Here is a 23,134-nt window from a genome sequence, read left to right as displayed (position 1 = left end):
ATGCGACTCGGCCGAAAAGATGATGTCAGTTACGTCGTGTAACTTCGGTTAAAAATTCTCTTTCGCCTTGATTGCCCTGCAATTCGTCCCGATAAATGAGTTTTCGAGTCGCTCGAAACCGTCTTTTTGATGTTATTGTGCGATGCACAACTGGGCACGTCTTGTCATCATCAAAACAGAGTGCCTTCTGATTCGCTTATTTGTAGAGGACCCAGCCAAATGTCGAAAAGCCTTACCAAGCTCTGGTTGCGTGGCTTGAGACGCCTGGTCGCCAGTCAAGTCGAACCCTTGTGTGTGCCGAAGTCGCGTCCCTCAACAAAGCCAGCCCGACCGAAAAGCGTCAAGACAAAACTCAAGTCGGGTGCTGCTACCAGGGCAGCCACTGTGCGCAGTGGCTCAGGCGTTGGTGCGCAGCCGACGGCGCGGGAGTCGCGAGTTCGTCCGCGCGCGTCCGCCTGGGCTTTGGGAAAGTGGATGCGTTCCTATCATTCCGCGCCGCCGACGGGTGGACGCTTCGTCAACCATGTTTCGTACGCGCTGTACACGCCGCCGCAAGCCGAACTCGAACGCGCGCCGCTCGTCGTCATGTTGCATGGCTGTCAGCAGAATGCCGATGATTTTGCGCAAGGAACGCGCCTCAATCTTCTCGCCGACAAGTTTGGTTTCGCCGTGCTGTATCCCGAACAGTCTAAGCATGATCATGCGCATCGTTGCTGGCGCTGGTACGACGCGTCCGGCAATGGAGGCGGCGGCGAGGCGGCGTCGATCGTATCGCTGGTCAAGGCGGTCGTCGCCGAGCATGGTTTCGACGCCGAGCGCGTCTATCTCGCCGGCATGTCGGCGGGTGCTGGCATGTCCGCCTTGTTAGCGGTGCGATATCCGCAACTGTTCGCCGCTGTCGGCTTGCACTCTGGGGTAGTGTTCGGCGAGGCCAGTTCGGCAATCGGCGCGATGGATGTCATGCGTCGCGGCAGTCGCAACGACCCCGTCACGCTCGTCGATGCTGCCGTCGACACGCGCGAATATCCCGGAATGCCGGCGATCATCGTTCACGGCGAACTGGATTCAGTCGTGTCGCCGTCCAACGCCGAACAATTGACGCAACAATTTTTGCGTCTCAACGGTTTCGTCGATGCCGCCGGTGCTCCGCGCGCAGGCGAATTGCGTGAAGAGAAGCAAGCGGATGGCGTCGTGCGCGACTACTTCAAGAATGGCCGACGCGTCGTCAAGAGCGTGGTCGTTCGCGGATTGGGCCACGCGTGGGCGGGCGGCGACGATACCGTGGCTTTCCATTCAGCCAAGGGTCCGGACTCGTCAGCCGTGATGTGGGAGTTCTTCAAACATCAACGCCGTTCCAGCGAGTCCGCGCGCGCGGCTTTCGTTGCTTAAAGCAGTCCGCGCGACATTTCCAAGTGTTGCAAATTAGTCTTTAGTATCAGGAATCTAGCCGAAAAGACTTGCGTCGGATCAGGGATTACCCTATAGTTACATGCATAGGTAGTTACCCCAGTACCCAAGCGAGGCCCACCATGTTCCTGCTCAGCCGCATTTTCCTGTTTCTGACGAAGTCCGCCGACCAACGCGATCGCGAACGCGACGACGCATATTTGGCCGAAGCCACCGATATTTACGATCTCGAATATCGCATGAAGCGCCTGGATCAGCGCGCTGGCACGCGTCATCCGACGTGGATGGCAAACTAAGCAGTATGCTTTCAGAGCGTTAATAAAAGAGCCGCTGGATTGTCCAGCGGCTCTTTTCATTTGCAACGCCCAAGAAAATGCCGGCTTTGTGAGCCGGCATTTTCTTTTTGTTCGACTCGCTCAGACGAGCTTCACGCGCACATCGACGTTGTTGCGTGTCGCGTTCGAATACGGGCAGACCTTGTGAGCCGCATCGACGAGCGCTTGTGCTTCCGCTCGGTCAAGTCCCGGCAGCGCGATGCGCAATTCGATATCCAGCGCAAAGCCGCCCGCATCGTTCGGGCCGACGCTTACGTCGGCGGTGACTGTCGTATCCGCCGGAACCGTGCCCTTTTGCTGGCCGGCGACGAATTTCATCGCGGAAAGAAAACACGCCGAGTAGCCCGCCGCGAACAATTGTTCCGGATTCGTTCCTTCCGCGCCCGTACCGCCCAAGGCCTTCGGTGCGCTCAACTTCACGTTCAGTTGTTCGTCGGATGACACCGCGCGTCCTTCGCGTCCACCGGTGCTCGTCGCGGTTGCCTTGTACAGGATGCTCATCGTTTTTCTCCTTGAATTCGTCGCCGTGTTCGGCGCGGAAGGGTTGGACTTGACTGTCGGGTCATCGTTGCGTCGACCACGGATAGAAATATATCGCGCTAATTATTAGCGTGCAAATTAAATTTTGGTCAAGATGCGATTAGGGAATGGCTATCAGCGTTCTAGATACTCGTTGAGCGATGCGCGCAGCCTGACCAGATCGCTGCGCAGGCGCACTAATTCGTCGACATCCGATCCAGCCGCGCAAAAGATCTCAGGCGGAATGGCACGCGCGGATTGCCGCAGCGACCGGCCTTGCGCCGTCAAGCGCACATGCACCTGCCGTTCATCCTCGACGCCGCGCATGCGCACAACGTACCCCTGCGCCTCCAGGCGCTTGAGCAGCGGCGTGAGCGTGGCGGAATCGAGCGACAGGCGCGCGGCGATTTCCTTCACGGTGAGATTGTCGCTTTCCCACAGCACCAGCATCGCCAGATACTGCGGATAGGTGAGGCCGAGTTTGTCGAGCATCGGCTTGTAGGTTTTCGTCATCGCGAGCGATGTCGAATAGAGCGCGAAGCAGATTTGCTGATCGAGTTCGAGCGGGAAGTCGTCGGGCGAGGTCATGGCGAGGCGCCGCAAAAGGCCGTATCGGCCAATGACGTTAGTGTACGGAAAACGCTTCGCGCGCGAGGATTCGGGGCATCAGATGCCCGGTGTGTCCGATGCATTCGGCATATCCGGCGTGTCCGGCGACTGCACGCCGAAGCAGCCGCGATAGGTCGCATAGAACGAGCAGTAGAGCGCGGTCGTGACGAGAATCGACGCGGGCATGAGCACCGCCAACGCCATCTCCTGACTCACGCCGAGCGCCTGCATCAGCGCGGTCAGGCCGAACGATACGGCAAGCGCCACGGCAATCCACAACACGCCGTAAAGCACGAAGGCGCCGCGATTGCGCCAGCACGACACGAGGCTGAAGAACAGCGCCTTCGCGGGCGTCACGTCGTGCCATGCAACGAGAATGGGCGCGAACCAGAACAGCATGGCCACTGGGATGTAGCAGGCCATCGCCACCAGCACGGCGAGCGGGCTGAAGCTCGCGGCCACGGTTTCGGGGTCGCCGGCGGGGCCGTCGCCCATCATCAGGCCGAGCAGCGTGCCGCCGTCGACCAGTGCCGATGCCGCGAAGATCACTGCCATCGCCACGACGTAGATCGCGCCGAGCGCGAGCAGACGGCGCGCGACCACGGTGCCGTAGGAGCGGAAGCCATCGACGAGAACGGTCGGCCAAACGGGCTTGCCTGCGATGGTGTCGCGGCAGGCGGCCATGAAACCCACCGCGATGCCCGGAATGAACAGCAACGGCAGCAACGGTCCAATGAGCGGCACGCGCGAAATCAGCGTCATCACGAACAGATAAGCGAAGAACACGGTGAGGAACGCAAACGGATTGCGGCGGAACAGCCAGATGCCCTGGCGGAACCATACATAGCCGGTCTTGGCGGGAACTTCGATCAGTCGCATGAGCAGAGTGGAAGGTTACTGATTGAGGCTGGCAGCGGCTTTGACGCGCTCGCGCAGAATGCGTTCGAAATGGCCGGGATCGTGCGGTTTCAACATCTGCGCTTCGCGCGGACGGTAAAAATCGTACAGGCGCGAGACCCAGAAGCGCATGGCGCCGGCGCGCAGCATGTCGTTCCAGTGGCGTTCCTCGGCGGGCGTGAAGGGGCGCACGGTTTGATAAGCGCGCAACATCGCGTCGACACGCGCGGGGTCGAGCGCGCCGCTTTCGAGATCGACGCACCAGTCGTTCACGGTCACGGCGACGTCGAAGAGCCACTTGTCGACGCCCGCGAAGTAGAAGTCGAAGAACCCGCCGAGCCGTGCGTGATCGCGGCCCGGCGCGAACAGCACATTGTCGCGAAACAGATCGCAGTGGCACGGCCCGTCCGGCAGCGCGGCGTAGTCCGCCGACGTGAAAAACGCGGCCTGATGCACAAGCTCGGATTCGATCAGTTCGCGCTGCGGCGCGCTCAGGAAGTCAACGATGGCCGGCAAGTTCTCCTGCCACCACGCGAGGCTGCGCAAGTTCGGCTGATGCCGCGGAAAATCGCGCCCGGCGAGATGCATGCGCGCGAGCATCTGACCGACTTCGATGCAATGCGCGGGCGTCGGCTTGAGTTCCGGCGCGCCTTCGAGTTTCGTGACGATGGCAGCGGGCTTGCCGTGCAGCATGCCGAAGAGAGAGCCGTCGCTGCGCGGCATGGGATCGGGAACCGGCACGCGATGCGCCGCCAGATGGCGCATCAGATCGAGATAGAACGGCAGTTGCGTCGCCGTGAGATTCTCGAAGATCGTGAGCACGTATTCGCCGCGCGTGGTCGTGAGAAAAAAGTTGCTGTTCTCGATGCCCGACTGGATGCCGCGCAATTCGACGACATCGCCGAGATCGTAGTGTTGCAGCCAATCGCCGAGTTCGGCGTCAGAGACGGGGGTGAATACGGCCATGCAGAAACTTGGGTCAGGTTGAGAAGCCCGTGGCGGGCCGGTGAACGGCGCAGTCGCGTGAGCACTGCGTGGAGACGCCCGCTCAGACGAGCGGGCGCAAATCGACCCGTGGATCAGTAGCGCACGCTCACCGATGGCAGGCGCGTGCTTGCCTTGCCGTTATCGCGGACTTGCGGCGAGGTGTCGTAAGGCGAACTCATCTGATAGCGCGTGCCGAAGTTGGAATGCACGTTGATCTCGACGGGCTTGCCCTTGTCGCGATACTCGGTGATCTCGGTGCCGTTGGTGCTGAGTTCGTGGAAGCTCGGCATGCGCGGCGGCGAAATTTCGACCTTCGAACTCGCGTTCGCGGGCGGGCGGTTGATGGCCTTCAGATCAGGCAGGCCAGCGGCTTCTTCCTGCGACATTTGTGGCTGTGCGCCCGCCTGCTCGGCCTGGAGGGTTTGCGCCGTGGCGCCTACACTTGCGACGGCAAGGACGGCCGCGGCGGCGGCGAAATAGAGCGGCTTCATGTCAGTTCTCCAGGCGATGGCCGGATTCTAGCAAAACGCGAACCCCATGCCGGCGCAACGCCTTATTTTGCGCTGCTTCGCGGATTTCGGCCGGAACGTTCAAAAAGCTGTTGCGCGCCGTGTTCGCACGCACTTGCGCGGCGCGGGGGCTTCATGGTTCTTGCATGCTTCCGTGTTAATGTCGATGACTACGAGGGCATCAGACACGCATACAAGATCATGACAAACGACCGGACTCAGACCACTCAGGGAACGCCTGCAAACGACTTCCCGACCGAATCATTCGACGACCCCGCAGCCGCCGTCTCGCGGGTCTCCGCCATCTACGAAGCCAACACCGCTTTCCTGCGCGACGCGTTCGCGCGGTATCGGCGTAACGAGCAGTTCACGCATCGCGTGCGCGCGTGCTATCCGTTCGTGCGCGTGCGTACCGAGCTCAACACGCAGATCGACTCGCGGCGCTCGTATGGTTTCGTCGCCGGGCCCGGCATCTTCGAGACTACGCTCACGCGTCCGGATCTCTTCGGCGATTATTATCGCGAGCAGTTGCGGCTCTTGACGAAGAACCATCATGTGGGCATTGAAGTGGGCGTGTCGGCGCAACCCATTCCTATTCACTTCGCGTTCGCCGAAGGCATCCATCTCGAAGGCGATCTCGACCGTGATCGCCTGCTCGCCATGCGCAATGTCTTCGATACCCCGGACCTCGCGCTGCTCGACGATCGCATCGTGAACGGCACGTATCAGCCCGCCGCGGGCGAGCCTCATCCGCTTGCGCTCTTCACGGCGGCGCGGGTGGATTTTTCGCTGCATCGGCTGCGGCACTACACGGCGACTTCGCCCACGCATTTTCAGAACTACGTGCTTTATACGAACTATCAGTTCTATATCGACGAGTTCGTGAAGCTCGGCCGCACGCTGATGTCGCGCGCGGATGACGAGGAAACGCGCGCGTATCGCAGCGAGTATTCGTCGTTCGTCGAACCGGGCGATGTCGTCACCTACAACGCCAATCTCGGCGAGCAACCGGAGGAAGGCGCGCCAATCGCGCGTCTGCCGCAGATGCCCGCGTATCACCTGAAGCGCGCGGATGGCAGCGGCATCACGATGGTGAACATCGGCGTGGGACCGTCGAACGCAAAGACCATCACGGATCACATCGCGGTGCTGCGTCCGCACGCGTGGGTCATGCTCGGGCATTGCGCGGGCTTGCGGAACACACAGCGTCTGGGCGATTACGTGCTGGCGCACGGCTATGTGCGCGAGGATCACGTACTGGATGACGACCTGCCGCTGTGGGTGCCGATTCCCGCGCTGGCGGAAGTGCAGGTCGCGCTCGAGAAGGCCGTGGCGCAGGTGACACAACTCGAAGGCGTGGAACTGAAGCGCGTAATGCGCACGGGCACCGTCGCGAGTGTGGACAACCGGAATTGGGAATTGCGCGATCATCGCGAGCCGGTGCAGCGGCTGTCGCAAAGCCGCGCGATCGCGCTCGATATGGAAAGCGCGACCATCGCCGCGAACGGCTTCCGGTTCCGCGTGCCTTATGGGACGTTGCTATGCGTGTCGGACAAGCCGCTGCATGGCGAACTCAAGCTGCCGGGCATGGCCGATCAGTTTTATCGTGCGCAAGTGGATCAGCATTTGCAGATCGGCGTGAAGGCAATGGAACTGCTGCGCATGAATGGCCTGTCGCGGTTGCACAGCCGGAAGTTGCGCAGCTTTGCGGAGGTGGCGTTTCAGTGAGACGTCGAAACGCGAAGAAGCGAAGCGGGCGGTCTTCTTCAAGGCGGCTCGTGCGTGGCTGAAGATTGCGATGCGCCATGCAGCGGCTCGACAGCGAACGCCTATGCGGGCGCCGGCAAACTCCAGTATTCGATTCGGAAGACTACGCTTTATGGGCGTGTGTCAGAGAGATGCTGCTCGTGAATGAGGCGATAGAGGGGAAAGGGCGAGAGGGAAGATAGCGATTCCGCTCGCCCGACAGCCTTCGAATCACAAATAAAACATCCGGTCCTCATCCGACTTACCTTCCGCCGGTTGCTCTGCTGCGCCTTCGCGATCTTCATAGAAGCGCAGCACCGCATCGAGCACTTGATCGGGGTCGTCGATCACTTGCATGAGTCCAAGATCTTTTTCGCCGATGACGCCATTGGTCAACAGCGTGTTCTTGAACCAGTCGAGCAAGCCGGCCCAAAATTCGGCGCCCACCAGCACGATAGGCACGTGGCGCGACTTCTTGGTCTGAATGAGCGTGAGCACTTCGGCCAGTTCGTCAAGCGTGCCGAAGCCGCCCGGCATCACGACGACCGCATCCGAATTCTTGACGAACGTGACCTTGCGCGTGAAGAAGTGACGGAAGCGCAGCGAGATGTCCTGCCATTGATTGCCCGACTGCTCGTGCGGCAATTCGATGTTGAGACCCACCGACGGCGACTTGCCCGCATGCGCGCCTTTATTGGCTGCTTCCATGATGCCGGGACCGCCGCCGGAGATCACGGCAAAGCCTGCATCGGAGAATTTTTGCGCGATTTCAATGGTCCGCTGATAGTACGGCGACTCGGGTTTGAGACGCGCGGAACCGTAGATGCTGATGGCAGGACGGATCTCCGAGAGGTACTCGGTAGCCTCGATAAACTCTGCCATAATCGTGAACATCTGCCACGATGCGCGAGCCTTTTTGGCCGTCGCGCGCTCTTGATCTGCGAGCGATCGCAGACTCGGAATCACTTTTCTCTTGTTCATAATGCCTGAAGAACGAAGTCTTGAAGGTAAGACCCTGCTATTGGTCGACGGTTCTAGCTACTTGTACCGGGCTTACCATGCCATGCCTGACCTGCGCGGCCCCGACGGCGGGCCGACCGGCGCACTGTATGGAATGATCAACATGCTGCGACGCCTTAGGCGTGAAACCAATGCAGAGTATAGCGCGTGCGTCTTCGACGCCAAAGGCAAGACGTTTCGCGACGACTGGTACGCCGACTACAAGGCCAACCGGCCTTCCATGCCCGAAGACCTTTCGAAGCAGATCGAGCCTATTCACGTCGCCGTGCGTGCGCTCGGCTGGCCGCTCGTGATGATCGAAGGCGTCGAAGCCGACGACGTCATCGGCACGCTCGCGGCTCAGGCCGAAAAGCGCGGCATGAAAGTGATCGTCTCGACGGGCGACAAGGATCTGGCTCAACTCGTGACGGATCATGTCACCCTCATCAATACGATGACCAACGAAACGCTCGATCGCGCCGGCGTCGTCGCCAAGTTCGGCGTGCCGCCGGAACGTATCGTCGATTATCTTTCGCTCATCGGCGATACGGTCGATAACGTGCCGGGCGTCGAAAAGTGCGGTCCCAAGACTGCGCTCAAGTGGCTCACGCAATACGACTCCCTTGATGGCATCGTAGAACATGCGGGCGAGATCAAAGGTGCGGTAGGAGACAATCTGCGCAAGGCTCTGGACTTCCTGCCCATGGCTCGCAAGCTCGTTACCGTACACACGGAATGCGACCTGGCGTCGCAGATCGCGTCGATCGACGAAACGCTCGAAAGCCGTCCCGAGTCGCGCGACGAGTTGCGCGACGTGTTCCTGCGTCACGGCTTCAAGACTTGGCTGCGCGAAGTCGAAATCGCGGATGCCGTCGAAGGCCCGACCGACACGCCGCCGGCCGAAGTCACGGAGATCGTCCACCACTACGAGACGGTGCAGACGTGGGAACAGTTCGGCGCGTGGCTCGAACGCATCGATGCCGCCGAGATCACTTCGTTCGATACCGAAACCACCGCGCTCGACCCGATGACCGCGCAAATCGTCGGCTTGTCCATCTCGGTCGAACCGGGTCATGCCGCATATGTTCCGCTCGCGCATCGCGGGCCGGACGCACCCGTGCAACTGCCGCGCGATGAAGTGCTCGCGAAGCTCAAGCCGTGGCTCGAAGACGAAACGAAGAAGAAGGTCGGCCAGCATCTGAAATACGATGAGCAGGTGCTCGCCAATTACGGCATCGTCATGCGCGGCGTCGAGCATGACACGTTGTTGCAGTCGTACGTGCTGGAGTCGCATCGGCCGCATGACATGGACAACCTCGCGCTGCGGCACTTGGGCGTGAAGACCATCAAATACGAGGACGTCGCGGGCAAGGGCGCGTCGCAAATCGGTTTCGACGAAGTCGCGCTCGACAAAGCCGCCGAGTATGCCGCCGAAGATGCGGACATCACATTGCGTCTGCATCAGGCGCTTTACCCGCAAGTCGTGCAGGAAGAGGGCTTGTTGAAGGTATATCGCGAGATCGAATTGCCGACTTCGCGCGTGTTGCGCAAGATGGAGCGCAACGGCGTGCTGATCGATCGCGCGAAGCTCGACACGCAGAGCAACGAGATCGCCAAACGGCTGATCGACTTGCAAACGGAAGCCTATGAACTGGCGGGCGGCGAATTCAATCTCGGGTCGCCCAAGCAGATCGGACAGATATTCTTCGAGAAACTCGAACTGCCGGTGGTGAAGAAGACGCCGAGCGGCGCGCCTTCCACCGACGAAGAAGTGCTGCAAAAACTCGCCGAGGATTATCCGCTGCCGAAGGTGCTGCTCGAACATCGCGGGCTGTCGAAGCTCAAGTCCACTTATACGGACAAGCTGCCGCGCATGGTGAATGCATCGACGGGACGCGTGCATACGAACTATGCGCAGGCTGTCGCGGTGACAGGGCGCTTGTCGTCGAACGAGCCGAACTTGCAGAACATCCCGGTGCGAACGGGCGAAGGCCGGCGCATCCGCGAGGCGTTCATCGCGCCGCCGGGTTGCAAGATCGTATCGGCGGATTACTCGCAGATCGAGCTGCGCATCATGGCGCATATCTCGGGTGACGAATCGTTGTTGCGCGCGTTCAAGGAAGGCGAGGACGTGCACCGCGCGACCGCGTCGGAAGTGTTCGGCGTGACGCCGATCGAAGTGTCGAACGACCAGCGTCGTATCGCCAAGGTGATCAATTTCGGCTTGATCTATGGCATGAGTTCGTTCGGGCTCGCGTCGAATCTCGGCATCACGCGCGACGCGGCGAAGCTTTATATCGACCGCTATTTCGCGCGTTATCCGGGCGTTGCCGACTACATGGAGCGCACACGCGTGACCGCGAAGATGAACGGCTACGTGGAGACCGTGTTCGGCCGGCGTCTGTGGCTGCCGGAGATCAACGGCGGCAGTGGTCCGCGTCGTCAGGCGGCCGAACGCGCGGCCATCAACGCGCCCATGCAGGGAACGGCCGCTGATCTCATCAAGTTGTCGATGATCGCGGTGCAGGACTGGATCGAGGCTACGAATATCCACGCGAAGATGATCATGCAGGTACACGATGAACTCGTGCTCGAAGTTCCCGAAGAGGAACTGCCCGAAGTCAGGAAGCGCTTACCCGAATTGATGTGTGGCGTCGCCAAGCTGAACGTGCCGCTCGTGGCTGAGGTGGGCGTCGGCAATAACTGGGAAGAAGCACACTGAGCAAAAAGAGCGCGCTGAATGCCGGACATGCGAGGCCGGCCATTGCAAGTGCGCCGCGCGTTCAAGCAGAATGGTTTTTGGAAGGTGAGACATCGGGCCGACATGTCGTCGAACGTACGTGCGGTCCGAGGCTCGGTAAGTTGATTACTCCGCGTGCGGAGAAAAATTCGGGAGAGCTTTATGCATCGATTCATCATCGTCGGCGGAGGGGCCGGCGGTCTCGAATTGGCGACTCGTCTCGGCGACCGTTTCGGTACGACGGACAGTAAAACGGCACCGCGTGCGCAAGTCACGCTCGTGGACCGTAATCCCACGCATATCTGGAAGCCGCTTCTGCATGAAGTGGCCGCAGGCAGCATGGACCCGTTCACGCAGGAACTCGAATACGCCGCGCAGGCCATGTGGCACGGCTTCGAGTTTCAGCAGGGCGAGTTGATCGCGCTGAACCGCGCGACAAAACGCATTACCATCAGCGCGTTGCGCGACGACGAAGCGGGCGAGGTCTTGCCGCAGCGCGAGCTGGAGTACGACACGCTCGTCATCGCCATCGGCAGCACGACGCATTTCTTTGGCGTCGAAGGCGCGCAGCAACATTCCATCGCGCTCGATACAGTTGGCCAGGCCGAGCTCTTTCGCAAGCGGCTCATCGCGGCATGCATGCGCGCCGAGCACTTCGCGCCGGAACCGGTGGCGGCGGGCATCGACGATTCCGAAGGGCCGCCCGTGCCGCTCGGTTCGCTGAACGCGCCGCGCATTCAGGTGGCGATCGTCGGCGCGGGTGCGACGGGCGTGGAATTGTCGGCGGAACTGCGCAACACGGCGCACGTGCTTTCCGCGTACGGTTTGCACAAGCTGGATCCGAAGCACGACATCGGTATCGTGCTGATCGAAGCGGGGCCGCGCATTCTGCCCGCGCTGCGCGACACCGTATCGACCGCGACGGCCGAGCTATTGACGAAGCTGGGCGTGTCCTTGATGACGGGCGAAACCGTCGCGGAAGTCTCGCGCGATTCCATTCGCACGGCGAGCGGCAAGACCATTCGCGTGGACCTCACGGTGTGGGCGGCGGGCATCAAGGCGCCGGCCATTCTCTCGCAGCTCGACGGCTTGCCGACCAATCGTCTCGGACAGCTCGTCGTGCGCCGCACGCTGCAAACGGAAGCCGACGACAACATATTCGCCCTGGGCGATTGCGCCGCGTGTCCGTGGCCCGGCAACGAGCGCGGTGTGCCGCCGCGCGCGCAGGCGGCGCATCAGCAGGCGAGCTTTCTCTTCAAGGCTTTCGAGCGCCGCATGAACGGCAAATCGCTGCCGGAATATACGTACCGCGATTTCGGTTCGCTCGTGTCGCTCGGTCGCTATAGCGCGGTCGGCAGCCTGATGGGCGGGCTCATCGGCGGCAACATGATGATCGAAGGCCTCTTCGCGCGCTTCATGTACATGTCGCTGTATCGGCTGCATATCGCCGCGCTCCACGGCTACGCGCGCATGGTGCTCGACACCATCGCGCACTGGCTGCGCCGGTCCACCGCGCCGCGCGTCAAGCTGCACTGAGCTGCATCGACGCTGCAAAGCTGTTTAGAATGAGCGGCGCGCCTTGTGATATGTCGGGCGCGTTCGCTTGGGAGTCGTACAGCGCCGCGCGTCGTGGAGCCTTGAACACGCTCGCGCGGTTCCAGAATCCATGCCGCCGGCCGCGCGAATCGACGCCTGCCGGCGCTTGCCGCGGGAGCTTTGCATGCTTACCCCTGAAGTCGACAGCCTCATTCCCCACGTTCCGTTCGACCGTCGCAACTTCATCAAGGCAGCTTTCGGCACAGGCTTCGCAGCGTGCGTGCTGCCCGTGTCGGCACAAACCATTCATACCGATGACGCCGGTCTCGAAGCCGGCGCCGTGGGCGTGCGCGGCGCGGATGGCGTGCTCGTGCCGGCGTATCGCGCGCAGCCGAAGGGCAAGACGCATCTGCCGGTCGTCATCGTGATCCACGAGATTTTCGGGGTGCACGAGCATATCGCCGATGTCTGCCGGCGCTTCGCCAAGCAAGGCTATCTTGCCATCGCGCCGGATCTCTACACGCGTCAGGGCGATGCCTCGGCGTACAAGTCCATGCAGCTTCTCAACGAGCAGCTCGTCTCGAAGGTGCCTGACTCGCAAGTGATCTCGGACATCGACGAAACTGTCAAATGGGCGGGCGAGCACGGCGGCGATCTGAAGCGGCTAGGTATCACCGGGTTCTGCTGGGGCGGGCGCATTACGTGGCTTTATGCGGAGCACAATCCGCACGTGAAGGCGGCGGTTGCATGGTACGGGCGCGTCACGGGGAACAAGACGGCGAACACGCCGAGCAACCCGATCGACAACGCGGCCGAGCTCAATGTGCCTGTGCTCGGGCTATACGGCCGGCAGGATCAGAGCATTCCGCAGGACACGCTCGAAAAGATGAAGCAGGCCGTGGCGAATGGCCAGCCGAAGGCGCGGGAGTCGCAGATCGTCGTGTATGACGACGCGCCGCACGCGTTCTTCGCGGATTATCGGCCGAGCTATCGCAAGGAAGACGCGGAGGATGGCTGGAAGCGCGCGCTCGCGTGGTTCCGCGAGCACGGCGTCAAGTGACGGGGCTTTACGAGCCTCAAGGTTTCGCGCCGGTCGCAACGGGCCTGCCCGGATCGGCGCTCCATTCGCTCCACGATCCCGGATACAACGCCGCGCCGTGCAGACCGGCAATCTCCATGGCGAGCGCGTTATGACATGCCGTCACGCCCGAGCCGCATTGCAGCACGATGCGGTCGGTGGGCGTGGCGCCGATCAGCGAGCCGAACGCATCGCGTAATTCGTGCGCGGTCTTGAAGCGGCCTTCCGGCGTCAAATTGTCCTTGAAGAAGCGATTCAGCGCGCCGGGAATGTGACCGCCGACGGGATCGAGCGTCTCGTTCTCGCCGCGATACCGGTCCGCGGCGCGCGCATCGATTAGCAGATGGTCGCGCGTGCCGATGCTGCGTTCGATCGCCGGAGCATCGATGGTGACGGCAAGCGGCGCGGCGGCCTTGAACGTGCCGTCTGTCTTTTGCGGCGCGGCGGTATCGAGTGGCTGACCTGCTGCCTCCCACGCGGGCAAACCGCCGTCGATCAGCGCGACGGAATCGTGACCGAGCCAACGCAGGAGCCACCACAAACGCGACGCGTACATGCCGCCTTGCGCGTCGTAGGCGACGACTTGCTGGCCTTCGTTTAGCCCGAAGCTCGCGAGTTTTTCGACGAGCGCGCCGCGTTCGGGCAACGGATGGCGTCCGTTCGACCCCGTCTTGACGCCGGACAAGTCGCGGTCGAGATGAAGATAGTGCGCGCCCGGAATATGACCTTGGGCATAAGCCGCTGCGCCGGATTCAGGCGCGGCAAGGTCGAATCGGCAATCGAACACGAGCACGCTGCCGGGCGCGGCGGCGAGCCGTTCGGCAAGATTCGTCGCCGAGATGAGCGTGGTGTAGTGGGTGTGCGGCATGACGGCTCCTGTGTCGGACAGAGTGTGCGCTTCGGCGCGCGACCCCGATCCCTTGCAAAGCGTCCGCGCCCGGTCGTGTCAATCGCCGCGCGCGTGAAGTGGGATACAGCTAGTCTAAACAAAAAGGCGGACTCGAAAGCCCGCCTTTTCATGATTCCCGCGCGATAGCCGAACGGCGTTCAGATAGCCCCGAGCTGATGCCGCAGAAACTCGTGGAAATGCTGCATGCCGGATTCCATCGGACTCTGATACGGCCCGACCTGATTCTCGCCACGCGACATGAGCGCGCGCCGGCCGGCGTCCATGCGTTCGGCGATTTCATCGTCCTCACGCGCGGTTTCCATATAGGCCGCACGTTCCGCCTCGATGAACTCGCGCTCGAAAAGCGCAATCTCCTCGGGATAGTAGAACTCGACGATGTTGGTCGTCTTCTGCGTGCCCTGCGGGATCAGCCACGAGACCACCAGCACGTGCGGATACCACTCGATCATGAGACCGGGGTAATACACCATCCAGATGGCGCCGAATTCGGGCGGCGTACCGTTACGGAAGCGCAGGACTTCGTCGTGCCACTTGCGATACGTCGGGCTGCCCGGCTTCTCCAGATTTTTGTGCACGCCGACGGTCTGGACGCTGTACCAGTCGCCGAATTCCCACTCGAGGTTGTCGCACGACACGAAGCTGCCGAGTCCCGGATGGAACGGCGCGACGTGATAGTCCTCCAGATAAACCTCGATGAAGGACTTCCAGTTGTAGTTGCACTCGTGCACTTCGACGTGATCGAACATATAGCCCGAAAAGTCGAAATGACGCGCCGTGCCGAGTTTCGCGAGATCGGCCGCGACATTGCGACCCGCGGCCTCGAAGAGAAGGCCTTGCCAGTTTTGCAGCGGCGTGGCGCCGAGATTCAAGCAGGGCTTGTCGGCGAAATGCGGCGCGCCGAGCAACTGGCCGTTCAGATCGTACGTCCAGCGATGCAGCGGGCAGACGATGTTGTCCGCGCTGCCGCGACCGTTCAGCATGATTGCCTGGCGATGGCGGCACACGTTCGACAGCAATTCGATATTCGACTGCTGATTGCGCACGAGCACGCGCCCTTCGCCCTCGCCAGGAAGCGCGAAATAGTTTCCCGCTTCGGGAACCATGAGTTCATGCCCGACGTAGCGTGGACCAAGCTTGAAAAGTGTTTCGATTTCGCGCGTAAGAAGCGCTTCGTCAAAGTAAGCCGTGACTGGCAACTGACTGTGAATGGCATTCAGTTGCAATGCATTGCTCAGATTGGACATTCCCACTCCCGTTAAGACGTGAAAGCAGTGAACAACCCAACCATCGAAGATTCGATTTAGGGAGCCCGCGATTATACCGAAATCCGCCACACTCGGGCGTATAAGGTCTTGATTTGGGTATAAATTGTTGCAGGAGTTCCGTTCAAAGCCGGCGCGGGGGGTCGCGTCCCTACGCCGGGCGGCTGTGGCGCAAGCTCAAGGTTTAGCCGTCTCCACGCTTTGCGACGGACGTGTTTCGGGTCGAAAAACTGGCTTTTGCCGTAGAATGTGCGACTTGGTTCCAAAATACATTTGCACATCCACGATTCATGGCGAAGACCGCTGTCCCCGATACACGCGAAGAAACCGGTGCAGGCGCGCTTGCCACAGACGCCGCGCCGCTTCCGGAAAACTACGAAACAGCGCTCGCGGAACTCGAATCACTCGTCGGCCGCATGGAAGCGGGCGCGCTGAGTCTCGAGGAGTCGCTCGCGGCATACCGGCGCGGCGCCGCGCTTGTGGGCTTTTGCCAACAACAGCTCGAAAAAGTCGAGCAGCAGGTGCGCGTGCTCGATGGCGAGACGCTCAAGCCGCTGCCCGCCGAGGTACAGCGCGCGACCCAGGGTGCAGGAGCCACCAACGACCGAGGGGACGACGACCTATGAGCTTCAAACAATGGATGCGTGCCACGCTCGATCGCGTCGAGACCGCGCTGGAGCACTATCTGCCGGGCACGGACATCGCGCCGGCGCGTCTGCACGAAGCCATGCGGTACGCGGTGCTGGGCGGCGGCAAGCGTGTGCGGCCGCTTCTCGTGCACGCTGCGGGCGAACTGACCCACGCGAGCGCGCCGGCCGTCGAAGCGGCAAGCGCGGCGCTCGAAATGATTCACGTCTATTCGCTCGTGCATGACGATATGCCCGCAATGGACGACGACGCGTTGCGTCGCGGCAAGCCCACGGTACACGTGCAATATGACGAAGCGACGGCACTGCTCGTCGGCGACGCGTTGCAGTCGCAGGCGTTCGTCGCGCTGACATCCGAAGGCAATGGTCTGAGCGATACCCAGCAGGCCGCGCTCGTGCGCGAACTCGCGCTCGCAAGCGGCTCGCTCGGCATGGCGGGCGGTCAGGCCATCGATCTCGAAAGCATCGGGCGCAAGCTGTCGCGGCCGGAGCTCGAAACCATGCATCGCAAGAAGACGGGCGCGTTGCTGCGCGCCTCGGTGCGCATGGGTGCGCTCGCAGGCGAACGTCCGGACGCCAAGGCGCTTGCGGCGCTCGATCAATACGCCGCCGCGGTCGGCCTCGCGTTTCAGGTGGTGGACGATATCCTCGATGTCACGGCGGACTCCGCCACGCTTGGCAAGACCGCGGGCAAGGATGCGCAGCACGACAAGCCCACGTATGTTTCGATCATCGGGCTGGACGCGTCGCGCGAACTCGCCGCGCAACTCGGCCGCGATGCGCACGCTGCAATAGAGCCGTTCGGCGCGCGCGGTCAGCGCCTGGCCGAACTTGCCGACCTGGTTGTGAACCGGGTGCACTGAACGTTGAATGCGTGACGAACCCCACGGCGCAATGACCGCGTTGAACGAATCACGCCAGTTTTCCTAAAATGGGACGACGATGTACGACTTGCTGAAAACCATCGACGATCCGGCCGACCTTCGCGCCCTCGATCGACGCCAACTGCAGCCGCTTGCCGACGAACTGCGGGCCTACGTGCTCGACAGCGTGTCGCAGACGGGCGGCCATCTCTCGTCCAATCTCGGCACGGTAGAGCTGACGATCGCGCTACATTACGTATTCGATACGCCGAATGACCGTATCGTCTGGGACGTCGGCCATCAGACCTATCCGCACAAGATCCTGACAGGCCGGCGCGACCAGATGCACTCGTTGCGTCAGTTGAACGGCATCTCGGGCTTCCCGCGCCGCAGCGAGTCGGAGTACGACACGTTCGGCACGGCGCATTCGAGCACGTCGATATCGGCGGCGCTCGGCATGGCGATCGCCAACAAGCTGCAGGGCGACAACCGCTATTCCATCGCCGTGATCGGCGACGGCGCGATGACCGCGGGCATGGCCTTCGAGGCAATGAACAACGCCGGCGTCGCCGACGACGTGCCCTTGCTCGTGATCCTCAACGACAACGACATGTCGATCTCGCCGCCCGTAGGCGCGTTGAATCGTCATCTCGCCCGTCTGATGTCGGGCCGCTTCTACGCCGCCGCGCGCGCCGGTGTCGAACGCGTGCTGCGCGTCGCGCCGCCCATGCTCGATCTCGCCCGCAAGCTCGAAGAGCACGCGAAGGGCATGATCGTGCCAGCCACGCTCTTCGAAGAGTTCGGCTTCAACTACATTGGGCCAATCGACGGTCACGATCTCGATTCGCTCATTCCGACGCTGCAGAACATCAAGGAACTGCGTGGTCCGCAATTCCTGCACGTCGTGACCAAGAAAGGCCAAGGCTACAAGCTCGCCGAAGCCGATCCGGTGCTCTATCACGGTCCCGGCAAATTCAATCCGGCCGAAGGCATCAAGCCATCGACGGCGCCCTCGAAGAAAACCTACACGCAGGTGTTCGGCGAATGGCTGTGCGACGCTGCCGCGCAAGACTCGCGCGTGGTTGCCATCACGCCTGCCATGCGCGAAGGCTCGGGCATGGTCGAATTTGAAAAGCGCTTCCCGGATCGTTATTACGATGTCGGCATCGCCGAGCAACATGCGGTGACATTTGCGGGCGGCTTGGCTGCAGACGGCATGAAGCCCGTCGTCGCCATCTACTCGACTTTCCTGCAGCGCGCGTACGACCAGCTGATCCACGACGTCGCGCTGCAGAATCTGCCAGTGGTGTTCGCCATCGATCGCGCGGGTCTCGTCGGCGCGGACGGTGCGACGCACGCGGGCAATTACGACCTCGCGTTCCTGCGCTGCATCCCGAACATGACGGTGATGGCCGCATCCGACGAAAACGAATGCCGTCAGATGCTCTACACCGCGCTTCAGCAGCCGAACCCGACAGCCGTGCGGTATCCGCGTGGCGCGGGCACGGGCGTGGCAACCGTTAAGCAAATGACCGCCATTCCGCTTGGCAAGGGCGAGGTGCGCCGCGAGTCGTCGCAGAAACTCGGCTCGGGCAAGCGCATCGCCGTTCTCGCGTTCGGCACCATGGTCGCGCCGTCGCTCGTTGCCGCCGAAGAGTTGGATCTGACGGTGGCCAACATGCGCTTCGTGAAGCCTGTCGACGCCGACTTGCTGCGCGAACTCGCCGCCACTCACGACGCGCTCGTGACCATCGAGGAAGGCGCGATCATGGGCGGTGCGGGTTCGGCATGCGTCGAAGCGCTGCTGGCCAGTTCGGTCGTGAAGCCCGTGCTTCAGCTTGGTTTGCCGGACGTCTTCATCGATCACGGCGATCCCGCGAAGCTGCTTGCAAGCGTCGGTCTGGACGGCGCGGGTATCGCGAAGTCTATTCGCGAGCGCTTTCTCAACGCGGTCGTGAGCGCCCAGCCGGGCAAGCTGGAAAAGCGCGTTGCCTGACGTTTCAGCCTGACGCGGCGCGCTCGGGGCGCGCCGTGCTTTGCACTTAGTCTCTACACGGCGCGGGCCGCAATCCGCGCCGTTTTCGCTTACGAGTTATGAAGCGCGCTTTCAGGAAAGACCGCGCGAGCCCAAGGACAAGAATCAATGAACCAGATGAATCCCGCCTTCGTGATGCCCGACGTTCAAAGCACGCCTGATACGCGTCAGATCGCCATTGCGCGTGTCGGCGTGAAGGGAGTGCGGCATCCGTTGTCGGTGCGGTCGGCAAACGGCGTGCAGCCGAGCGTTGGCGTATGGAATCTCGACGTGCATCTGCCCGCCGAGCAAAAGGGCACGCATATGTCGCGTTTCGTCGCGCTGCTCGAGGAAAATCGCGAGCCGCTCGATCAAACTTCCCTGCGTGCGCTGCTCGTCTCGATGCTCACGAAACTGGAGGCGCATTCCGGCCGTATCGAAGTGACTCTGTCTTACTTCGTCATGAAGACTGCGCCGGTGTCGGGCGTGCAGAGTCTCCTGGATTACGACGTGAGCTTTATCGCTGAAAAGCGCGACGGCGAAACGCGCATGACCATGAAAGTGCTCGTCCCCGTTACGAGCCTTTGTCCTTGCTCGAAGAAGATTTCGCAGTACGGCGCGCACAATCAGCGCTCGCACGTGACCATCACGGCGGAGTTGGCGGGCGAAGTCGCGGTGGAAGAACTGGTGCGAATCGCCGAGGAAGAGGCGTCGTGTGAATTGTGGGGCTTGCTCAAGCGGCCCGACGAAAAGTTCGTGACCGAGCGTGCGTATGAAAATCCGAAGTTCGTCGAGGACCTCGTGCGCGACGTGGCCACGCGGCTGAATGCCGATACGCGCATCGTCGCTTATGTGCTCGAAGCCGAAAACTTCGAGTCGATCCACAATCACAGCGCGTATGCGGTGATCGAGCGCGACAAGCGCCTCGGTTGAGCGAAGGCTCAAGCCGCCACGGTTTGAGTCGATGCGTGCATCTCGCGCACCGAGTCCATCACGAGTGACGCGAGCCGGTCTACCACGGGCGATCCCGCGCCCGCTCCGCGATGCAGCGCGAGCGGAATCGACGGCAGCGACGGCAAGCCGCTCTCATCGCATTCGAGGGCGCGCACCGTGGTTGGCACGCCATAGGCCGTGCGCACCGTCACGCCGAGACCTGCGGCGGCGGCCGCCCACAATCCCGACAGACTCGGACTCGTGAACGCGATGCGCCACTTGATGCCCGCGCGATCCAGCGCTGCGGCCGCCGCGCTGTGAAAGAGACACGGACGGTCGAACGCGATCAACGGTAGCGGCTCGTCCGGATCGAACTGCCACGGTACTGTCGATGACACGATCCAGCGCATCGGCGGCGCGGCGATCGGTTGAGGGAGGCTGGTTGCGTTGCCAACGTCGGTTGCGCTGCCTGCGCCCCAGACGAGCGCGAGATCGAGCTGACCCGACTCGATACGCTCCAGCAATTCGGTGTTGCGCGCCACCCGCGCTTCGATCCGCACTTTTGGATGCGCCCGCGCAAAGCGGCCCAGCACTTCCGGCAGCAGAACTTCACCGAAGTCTTCCTGCAGACCGAGCCGTATCCAGCCTTCGAGATCGACGCCGCGCACCGCGACCGCCGCTTCATCGTTCAATTCGACGAGACGGCGCGCATAGGCGAGCATCACCGCGCCCGCGTCGGTGAGCGCGAGCCCACGTCCCGATTTACGAAAAAGCGGCGTGCCCGCCTGCTCTTCCAGCTTGCGGATCTGCGCGCTGACGGCGGAAGTCGAGCGACCGACGCGGTCTGCGGCCTTGGCGAAACTTCCCAAGTCCATGCCCGCGACGAAGCTGCGAAGGACCGCGAGGTCGAACGTGGTTTGAGTCATGGCAACAATCCTGTTTTATCGAACGATCGATGCAAAACTTTGCTATTTTCAGGACGATCGTATGCCCTCACACTGGGTTCAGTCAAATTGAAAAAAGGGCGGCGACATGGCAACTCCTTTAATTTTGAACGCAGCGTCGCGTTCGAGCGCGCATCGATGGAAAGTGCTCGGCGTGGGCGTGGCCGCCAACGCGAGCTTTTCGGCGGCAATCGGCGGCATTCCGACGACGGCCGTCTGGATGCGCAGCGGCTATCACTTCGGCAACGGCGAAGTCGGATTCGTGCTCGGCGCGCTCGGGCTGGGGCTTGCGGTATCGGAACTTCCTTGGGGACTGCTCACCGACCGCTGGGGCGACCGGCCCGTCTTGTTGACGGGACTGTTCGCGACGGCTGCCGTGCTGCTCTGCATGAGCGTCCTCGCGGTGCCGTCGGGCTTCGGCGCGGCGCCCGCGCTCGGCTGGCTCGTTTTCGCGATGTTCCTGCTCGGCACGCTCGGCGGCAGCGTCAACGGATCGAGCGGGCGCGCGGTCATGGCGTGGTTTGGCGAAGGCGAGCGCGGTCTCGCGATGAGCATCCGCCAGACCGCCGTGCCGATGGGTGGCGGTCTGGGCGCGGCGTTGCTGCCGTGGCTCGTTTCATCGCACGGTTTTGGCGCGGTGTTCGGCACGCTCGCCGCAATGTGCGCGATCTCCGGCGCATTCACCTGGCGCTGGCTGCATGAGCCGCCGGAAAGGGCGCATCGCGCGGACGCGGGGGTATCGCAGGCAACGACGGTTGCGCCGTTGAGAGATGCGCGGATCTGGCGCGTGGTGCTCGGTATCGGCGTGCTGTGCGTGCCGCAATTCGCGGTGCTGACCTTCGCGACGGTTTTCATGCACGACGCGGGACACTTCGGCGTCGCGGCGATCAGCGCGACGATGGGCGCGCTGCAACTCGGCGCCATGATCATGCGCGTCTGGAGCGGCCGTCATACGGATCGTCGCGGCAACCGGCGCGCGTATTTGCGCCGGTCGGTGGTGGTCGCGTCGGTGTCGTTCGTGGCGTTGGCGGTGGCGACCGCGCTGGGCGTCGCGCAGCTTCCGTACTTGCTCGCGGCGATGCTGGTCTTCGCGGGCATTTGCGTGTCGGCATGGCACGGGGTGGCGTACACCGAACTCGCCACGCTCGCCGGCATGCAGCGCGCCGGCACGGCGCTCGGCATGACCAACACGGCCGTCTACGTGGGCTTGTTCGTGACGCCGCTCGTCATTCCGCATGTGCTGGCGGCCACTTCGTGGCCGGGCGTGTGGCTGCTGGCGGGCGTGTGCGCGCTGCTCGCGTGGCCATTGTTTCCGAAGCCCGCGCGCGCTTAAACTGTTCGACCCGAACTTTGCGGAGTGCGTCGTGATTCTCATCGGCCAATACGATTCCCCGTTTGTCAGACGCGTGGCCATTGCGCTGAATCTTTATGGCATTGGCTACGAGCATTGGCCGTGGTCGACTTTCGGCGATGCCGGCAAGATCGCGCCGTTCAACCCGCTCTCGCGCGTGCCGACGCTCGTGCTGGAGTCGGGCGACACGGTGATCGAGAGCGCGACGATCCTCGACTATCTCGATGAACTCGCCGGCGACGACCGCGCGATGATTGCGCAAAGCGGCGCGCAGCGTCGTGCGGCGCTGAAGGTGTGTGCGCTCGCGACGGGTCTCGCGGACAAGGCTGTGGCGCTGGTCTACGAGCGCGTGATGCACGCGGAAAAGTCGCAGGCTTGGGTCGAGCGCTGCACGGGGCAGATCGAACGCGTGTTCGACGTGCTGGAAGCGGATCGCGCGGCGCGTCCGACGCCTTTCTGGTTCGGCGATGCAATCGGTCACGCGGATATCGCCGTTGCGTGCGCGCTGCGGTTCGTGCGCGAAGCGCATGGGGCGTTGGTCAGCGGGAATCGCTGGCCGACGTTGATCGCGCATGGCGATCGGTGTGAGGCGCTGCCGGCGTTCGGGGCGGTTGTGCAGGCGTTCGATCCGCCGAAATGAACGTTGGAGCGACGCCCTTTCCTCATTTGGCGATGCATTGGCCGCGCGAATATTGCCGTGCGTGCCGCGCTTCGCTCGCAAAGCGCATGCGTCGCTAATTCGTGAGCGCGTTGGCCGGCGTTGATCGCGTGTTGCGATCCGTGTGGGCCTTGGCTGTGTCGAGATTGTCGTGCGGTTCATTCAGCAAACCAGACTTCGCACGAAGCCA

The 23,134-nt window shown here is 62.3% G+C and carries 21 protein-coding genes; 12 read left to right on the top strand and 9 right to left on the bottom strand.

Features of this window, described 5'->3' with window-relative positions:
• Window positions 1–219 precede the first annotated feature (219 nt).
• Window positions 220–1,389 carry an extracellular catalytic domain type 1 short-chain-length polyhydroxyalkanoate depolymerase gene (locus tag ACYQ47_RS05425; protein WP_459904693.1) on the top strand — a complete coding sequence of 390 codons (1,170 nt, stop codon included), beginning with the start codon at window positions 220–222 and terminating at the stop codon, window positions 1,387–1,389.
• Between the two features lie 140 nt (window positions 1,390–1,529).
• Window positions 1,530–1,703 carry a DUF3563 family protein gene (locus ACYQ47_RS05420; protein WP_244829166.1) on the top strand — a complete coding sequence of 58 codons (174 nt, stop codon included), beginning with the start codon at window positions 1,530–1,532 and terminating at the stop codon, window positions 1,701–1,703.
• 120 nt (window positions 1,704–1,823) lie between these two features.
• On the opposite strand, the gene ACYQ47_RS05415 is transcribed toward ACYQ47_RS05420, so the two are convergent.
• The 5 genes from ACYQ47_RS05415 to ACYQ47_RS05395 form a co-directional block, all read right to left on the bottom strand.
• The gene (locus ACYQ47_RS05415; RefSeq protein ID WP_459904691.1) at window positions 1,824–2,243 is read right to left on the bottom strand and encodes an organic hydroperoxide resistance protein; all 420 of its coding nucleotides are present in this window, start codon (window positions 2,241–2,243) and stop codon (window positions 1,824–1,826) included.
• Window positions 2,244–2,396: 153 nt separating this feature from the next.
• Window positions 2,397–2,849, bottom strand: a complete 453-nt coding sequence (locus tag ACYQ47_RS05410) for a MarR family winged helix-turn-helix transcriptional regulator (protein WP_310393684.1) — start codon at window positions 2,847–2,849, stop codon at window positions 2,397–2,399.
• Window positions 2,850–2,927: 78 nt separating this feature from the next.
• The gene (locus ACYQ47_RS05405; protein WP_244829169.1) at window positions 2,928–3,749 is read right to left on the bottom strand and encodes a BPSS1780 family membrane protein; all 822 of its coding nucleotides are present in this window, start codon (window positions 3,747–3,749) and stop codon (window positions 2,928–2,930) included.
• A gap of 15 nt (window positions 3,750–3,764) precedes the next feature.
• Window positions 3,765–4,733, bottom strand: coding sequence for a homoserine kinase (locus tag ACYQ47_RS05400; RefSeq protein ID WP_250466512.1), 969 nt, complete (start codon window positions 4,731–4,733; stop codon window positions 3,765–3,767).
• Between the two features lie 113 nt (window positions 4,734–4,846).
• Window positions 4,847–5,245 carry a hypothetical protein gene (locus ACYQ47_RS05395; protein ID WP_250466513.1) on the bottom strand — a complete coding sequence of 133 codons (399 nt, stop codon included), beginning with the start codon at window positions 5,243–5,245 and terminating at the stop codon, window positions 4,847–4,849.
• 219 nt (window positions 5,246–5,464) lie between these two features.
• Here ACYQ47_RS05395 and ACYQ47_RS05390 point away from each other — a divergent pair, with 219 nt between their 5' ends.
• Entirely contained in the window at window positions 5,465–6,991 is a 1,527-nt protein-coding gene (locus ACYQ47_RS05390; protein ID WP_459904688.1) for an AMP nucleosidase, read from the top strand.
• 249 nt (window positions 6,992–7,240) lie between these two features.
• Here the strand turns inward: ACYQ47_RS05390 and ACYQ47_RS05385 are convergent, their stop codons facing one another.
• The gene (locus ACYQ47_RS05385) at window positions 7,241–7,990 is read right to left on the bottom strand and encodes an LOG family protein (RefSeq protein WP_244829174.1); all 750 of its coding nucleotides are present in this window, start codon (window positions 7,988–7,990) and stop codon (window positions 7,241–7,243) included.
• Between the two features lies 1 nt (window position 7,991).
• Here ACYQ47_RS05385 and polA point away from each other — a divergent pair, with 1 nt between their 5' ends.
• The 3 genes from polA (at window position 7,992) to ACYQ47_RS05370 (ending at window position 13,344) form a co-directional block, all read left to right on the top strand.
• Complete coding sequence (gene polA / locus ACYQ47_RS05380) at window positions 7,992–10,730, top strand: DNA polymerase I (protein ID WP_459904686.1); 2,739 nt, start codon at window positions 7,992–7,994, stop codon at window positions 10,728–10,730.
• A 180-nt stretch (window positions 10,731–10,910) separates the two neighbouring features.
• A complete protein-coding gene (locus tag ACYQ47_RS05375; RefSeq protein ID WP_459904685.1) occupies window positions 10,911–12,284 on the top strand; it encodes an NAD(P)/FAD-dependent oxidoreductase in 1,374 nt (457 codons plus the stop codon).
• A gap of 184 nt (window positions 12,285–12,468) precedes the next feature.
• The gene (locus tag ACYQ47_RS05370) at window positions 12,469–13,344 is read left to right on the top strand and encodes a dienelactone hydrolase family protein (protein ID WP_459904684.1); all 876 of its coding nucleotides are present in this window, start codon (window positions 12,469–12,471) and stop codon (window positions 13,342–13,344) included.
• 16 nt (window positions 13,345–13,360) lie between these two features.
• Here ACYQ47_RS05370 and ACYQ47_RS05365 read toward each other — a convergent pair whose 3' ends face one another.
• Window positions 13,361–14,230, bottom strand: a complete 870-nt coding sequence (locus ACYQ47_RS05365) for a sulfurtransferase (protein ID WP_310393678.1) — start codon at window positions 14,228–14,230, stop codon at window positions 13,361–13,363.
• A 179-nt stretch (window positions 14,231–14,409) separates the two neighbouring features.
• The gene (locus ACYQ47_RS05360) at window positions 14,410–15,516 is read right to left on the bottom strand and encodes an aromatic ring-hydroxylating oxygenase subunit alpha (RefSeq protein ID WP_244829179.1); all 1,107 of its coding nucleotides are present in this window, start codon (window positions 15,514–15,516) and stop codon (window positions 14,410–14,412) included.
• 308 nt (window positions 15,517–15,824) lie between these two features.
• Between ACYQ47_RS05360 and ACYQ47_RS05355 the strand changes: the two genes are divergently transcribed.
• From ACYQ47_RS05355 to folE2, 4 genes are all read left to right on the top strand, one after another.
• Window positions 15,825–16,160, top strand: a complete 336-nt coding sequence (locus tag ACYQ47_RS05355; RefSeq protein ID WP_459904683.1) for an exodeoxyribonuclease VII small subunit — start codon at window positions 15,825–15,827, stop codon at window positions 16,158–16,160.
• Window positions 16,157–17,044 (top strand): polyprenyl synthetase family protein, encoded by an 888-nt coding sequence (locus ACYQ47_RS05350; RefSeq protein ID WP_459904681.1) that lies wholly within the window; start codon window positions 16,157–16,159, stop codon window positions 17,042–17,044. The genes ACYQ47_RS05355 and ACYQ47_RS05350 overlap by 4 nt, the downstream gene beginning before the upstream one ends.
• 79 nt (window positions 17,045–17,123) lie before the next feature.
• Window positions 17,124–19,040 carry a 1-deoxy-D-xylulose-5-phosphate synthase gene (gene dxs / locus ACYQ47_RS05345; RefSeq protein ID WP_244829182.1) on the top strand — a complete coding sequence of 639 codons (1,917 nt, stop codon included), beginning with the start codon at window positions 17,124–17,126 and terminating at the stop codon, window positions 19,038–19,040.
• A 147-nt stretch (window positions 19,041–19,187) separates the two neighbouring features.
• Window positions 19,188–19,991 (top strand): GTP cyclohydrolase FolE2, encoded by an 804-nt coding sequence (gene folE2 / locus ACYQ47_RS05340; protein WP_459904680.1) that lies wholly within the window; start codon window positions 19,188–19,190, stop codon window positions 19,989–19,991.
• Window positions 19,992–19,999: 8 nt separating this feature from the next.
• Here folE2 and ACYQ47_RS05335 read toward each other — a convergent pair whose 3' ends face one another.
• Window positions 20,000–20,917 (bottom strand): LysR substrate-binding domain-containing protein, encoded by a 918-nt coding sequence (locus tag ACYQ47_RS05335; RefSeq protein WP_459904679.1) that lies wholly within the window; start codon window positions 20,915–20,917, stop codon window positions 20,000–20,002.
• Between the two features lie 106 nt (window positions 20,918–21,023).
• On the opposite strand from ACYQ47_RS05335, the gene ACYQ47_RS05330 reads away from it, so the two are divergent.
• Window positions 21,024–22,268, top strand: coding sequence for an MFS transporter (locus tag ACYQ47_RS05330; protein ID WP_459904678.1), 1,245 nt, complete (start codon window positions 21,024–21,026; stop codon window positions 22,266–22,268).
• 31 nt (window positions 22,269–22,299) lie between these two features.
• A complete protein-coding gene (locus tag ACYQ47_RS05325) occupies window positions 22,300–22,926 on the top strand; it encodes a glutathione S-transferase family protein (RefSeq protein ID WP_459904677.1) in 627 nt (208 codons plus the stop codon).
• Window positions 22,927–23,134: the final 208 nt, after the last annotated feature.

This window comes from Caballeronia sp. HLA56 (assembly GCF_054655155.1).
This window is presented reverse-complemented; position numbering and strand designations above follow the sequence as displayed.

Excerpts from the sequence above, each read along its gene's own strand:
- ACYQ47_RS05330 (WP_459904678.1), top strand. The coding sequence starts at position 21,024 with ATGGCAACTCCTTTAATTTTGAACGCAGCGTCGCGTTCGAGCGCGCAT.
- polA (WP_459904686.1), top strand. The coding sequence starts at position 7,992 with ATGCCTGAAGAACGAAGTCTTGAAGGTAAGACCCTGCTATTGGTCGAC.
- ACYQ47_RS05395 (WP_250466513.1), bottom strand. The coding sequence starts at position 5,245 with ATGAAGCCGCTCTATTTCGCCGCCGCCGCGGCCGTCCTTGCCGTCGCA.
- ACYQ47_RS05370 (WP_459904684.1), top strand. The coding sequence starts at position 12,469 with ATGCTTACCCCTGAAGTCGACAGCCTCATTCCCCACGTTCCGTTCGAC.
- ACYQ47_RS05405 (WP_244829169.1), bottom strand. The coding sequence starts at position 3,749 with ATGCGACTGATCGAAGTTCCCGCCAAGACCGGCTATGTATGGTTCCGC.
- ACYQ47_RS05385 (WP_244829174.1), bottom strand. The coding sequence starts at position 7,990 with ATGAACAAGAGAAAAGTGATTCCGAGTCTGCGATCGCTCGCAGATCAA.
- folE2 (WP_459904680.1), top strand. The coding sequence starts at position 19,188 with ATGAACCAGATGAATCCCGCCTTCGTGATGCCCGACGTTCAAAGCACG.
- ACYQ47_RS05400 (WP_250466512.1), bottom strand. The coding sequence starts at position 4,733 with ATGGCCGTATTCACCCCCGTCTCTGACGCCGAACTCGGCGATTGGCTG.
- ACYQ47_RS05335 (WP_459904679.1), bottom strand. The coding sequence starts at position 20,917 with ATGACTCAAACCACGTTCGACCTCGCGGTCCTTCGCAGCTTCGTCGCG.
- dxs (WP_244829182.1), top strand. The coding sequence starts at position 17,124 with ATGTACGACTTGCTGAAAACCATCGACGATCCGGCCGACCTTCGCGCC.
- ACYQ47_RS05410 (WP_310393684.1), bottom strand. The coding sequence starts at position 2,849 with ATGACCTCGCCCGACGACTTCCCGCTCGAACTCGATCAGCAAATCTGC.
- ACYQ47_RS05360 (WP_244829179.1), bottom strand. The coding sequence starts at position 15,516 with ATGTCCAATCTGAGCAATGCATTGCAACTGAATGCCATTCACAGTCAG.
- ACYQ47_RS05350 (WP_459904681.1), top strand. The coding sequence starts at position 16,157 with ATGAGCTTCAAACAATGGATGCGTGCCACGCTCGATCGCGTCGAGACC.
- ACYQ47_RS05365 (WP_310393678.1), bottom strand. The coding sequence starts at position 14,230 with ATGCCGCACACCCACTACACCACGCTCATCTCGGCGACGAATCTTGCC.
- ACYQ47_RS05375 (WP_459904685.1), top strand. The coding sequence starts at position 10,911 with ATGCATCGATTCATCATCGTCGGCGGAGGGGCCGGCGGTCTCGAATTG.
- ACYQ47_RS05425 (WP_459904693.1), top strand. The coding sequence starts at position 220 with ATGTCGAAAAGCCTTACCAAGCTCTGGTTGCGTGGCTTGAGACGCCTG.
- ACYQ47_RS05390 (WP_459904688.1), top strand. The coding sequence starts at position 5,465 with ATGACAAACGACCGGACTCAGACCACTCAGGGAACGCCTGCAAACGAC.
- ACYQ47_RS05355 (WP_459904683.1), top strand. The coding sequence starts at position 15,825 with ATGGCGAAGACCGCTGTCCCCGATACACGCGAAGAAACCGGTGCAGGC.
- ACYQ47_RS05415 (WP_459904691.1), bottom strand. The coding sequence starts at position 2,243 with ATGAGCATCCTGTACAAGGCAACCGCGACGAGCACCGGTGGACGCGAA.
- ACYQ47_RS05420 (WP_244829166.1), top strand. The coding sequence starts at position 1,530 with ATGTTCCTGCTCAGCCGCATTTTCCTGTTTCTGACGAAGTCCGCCGAC.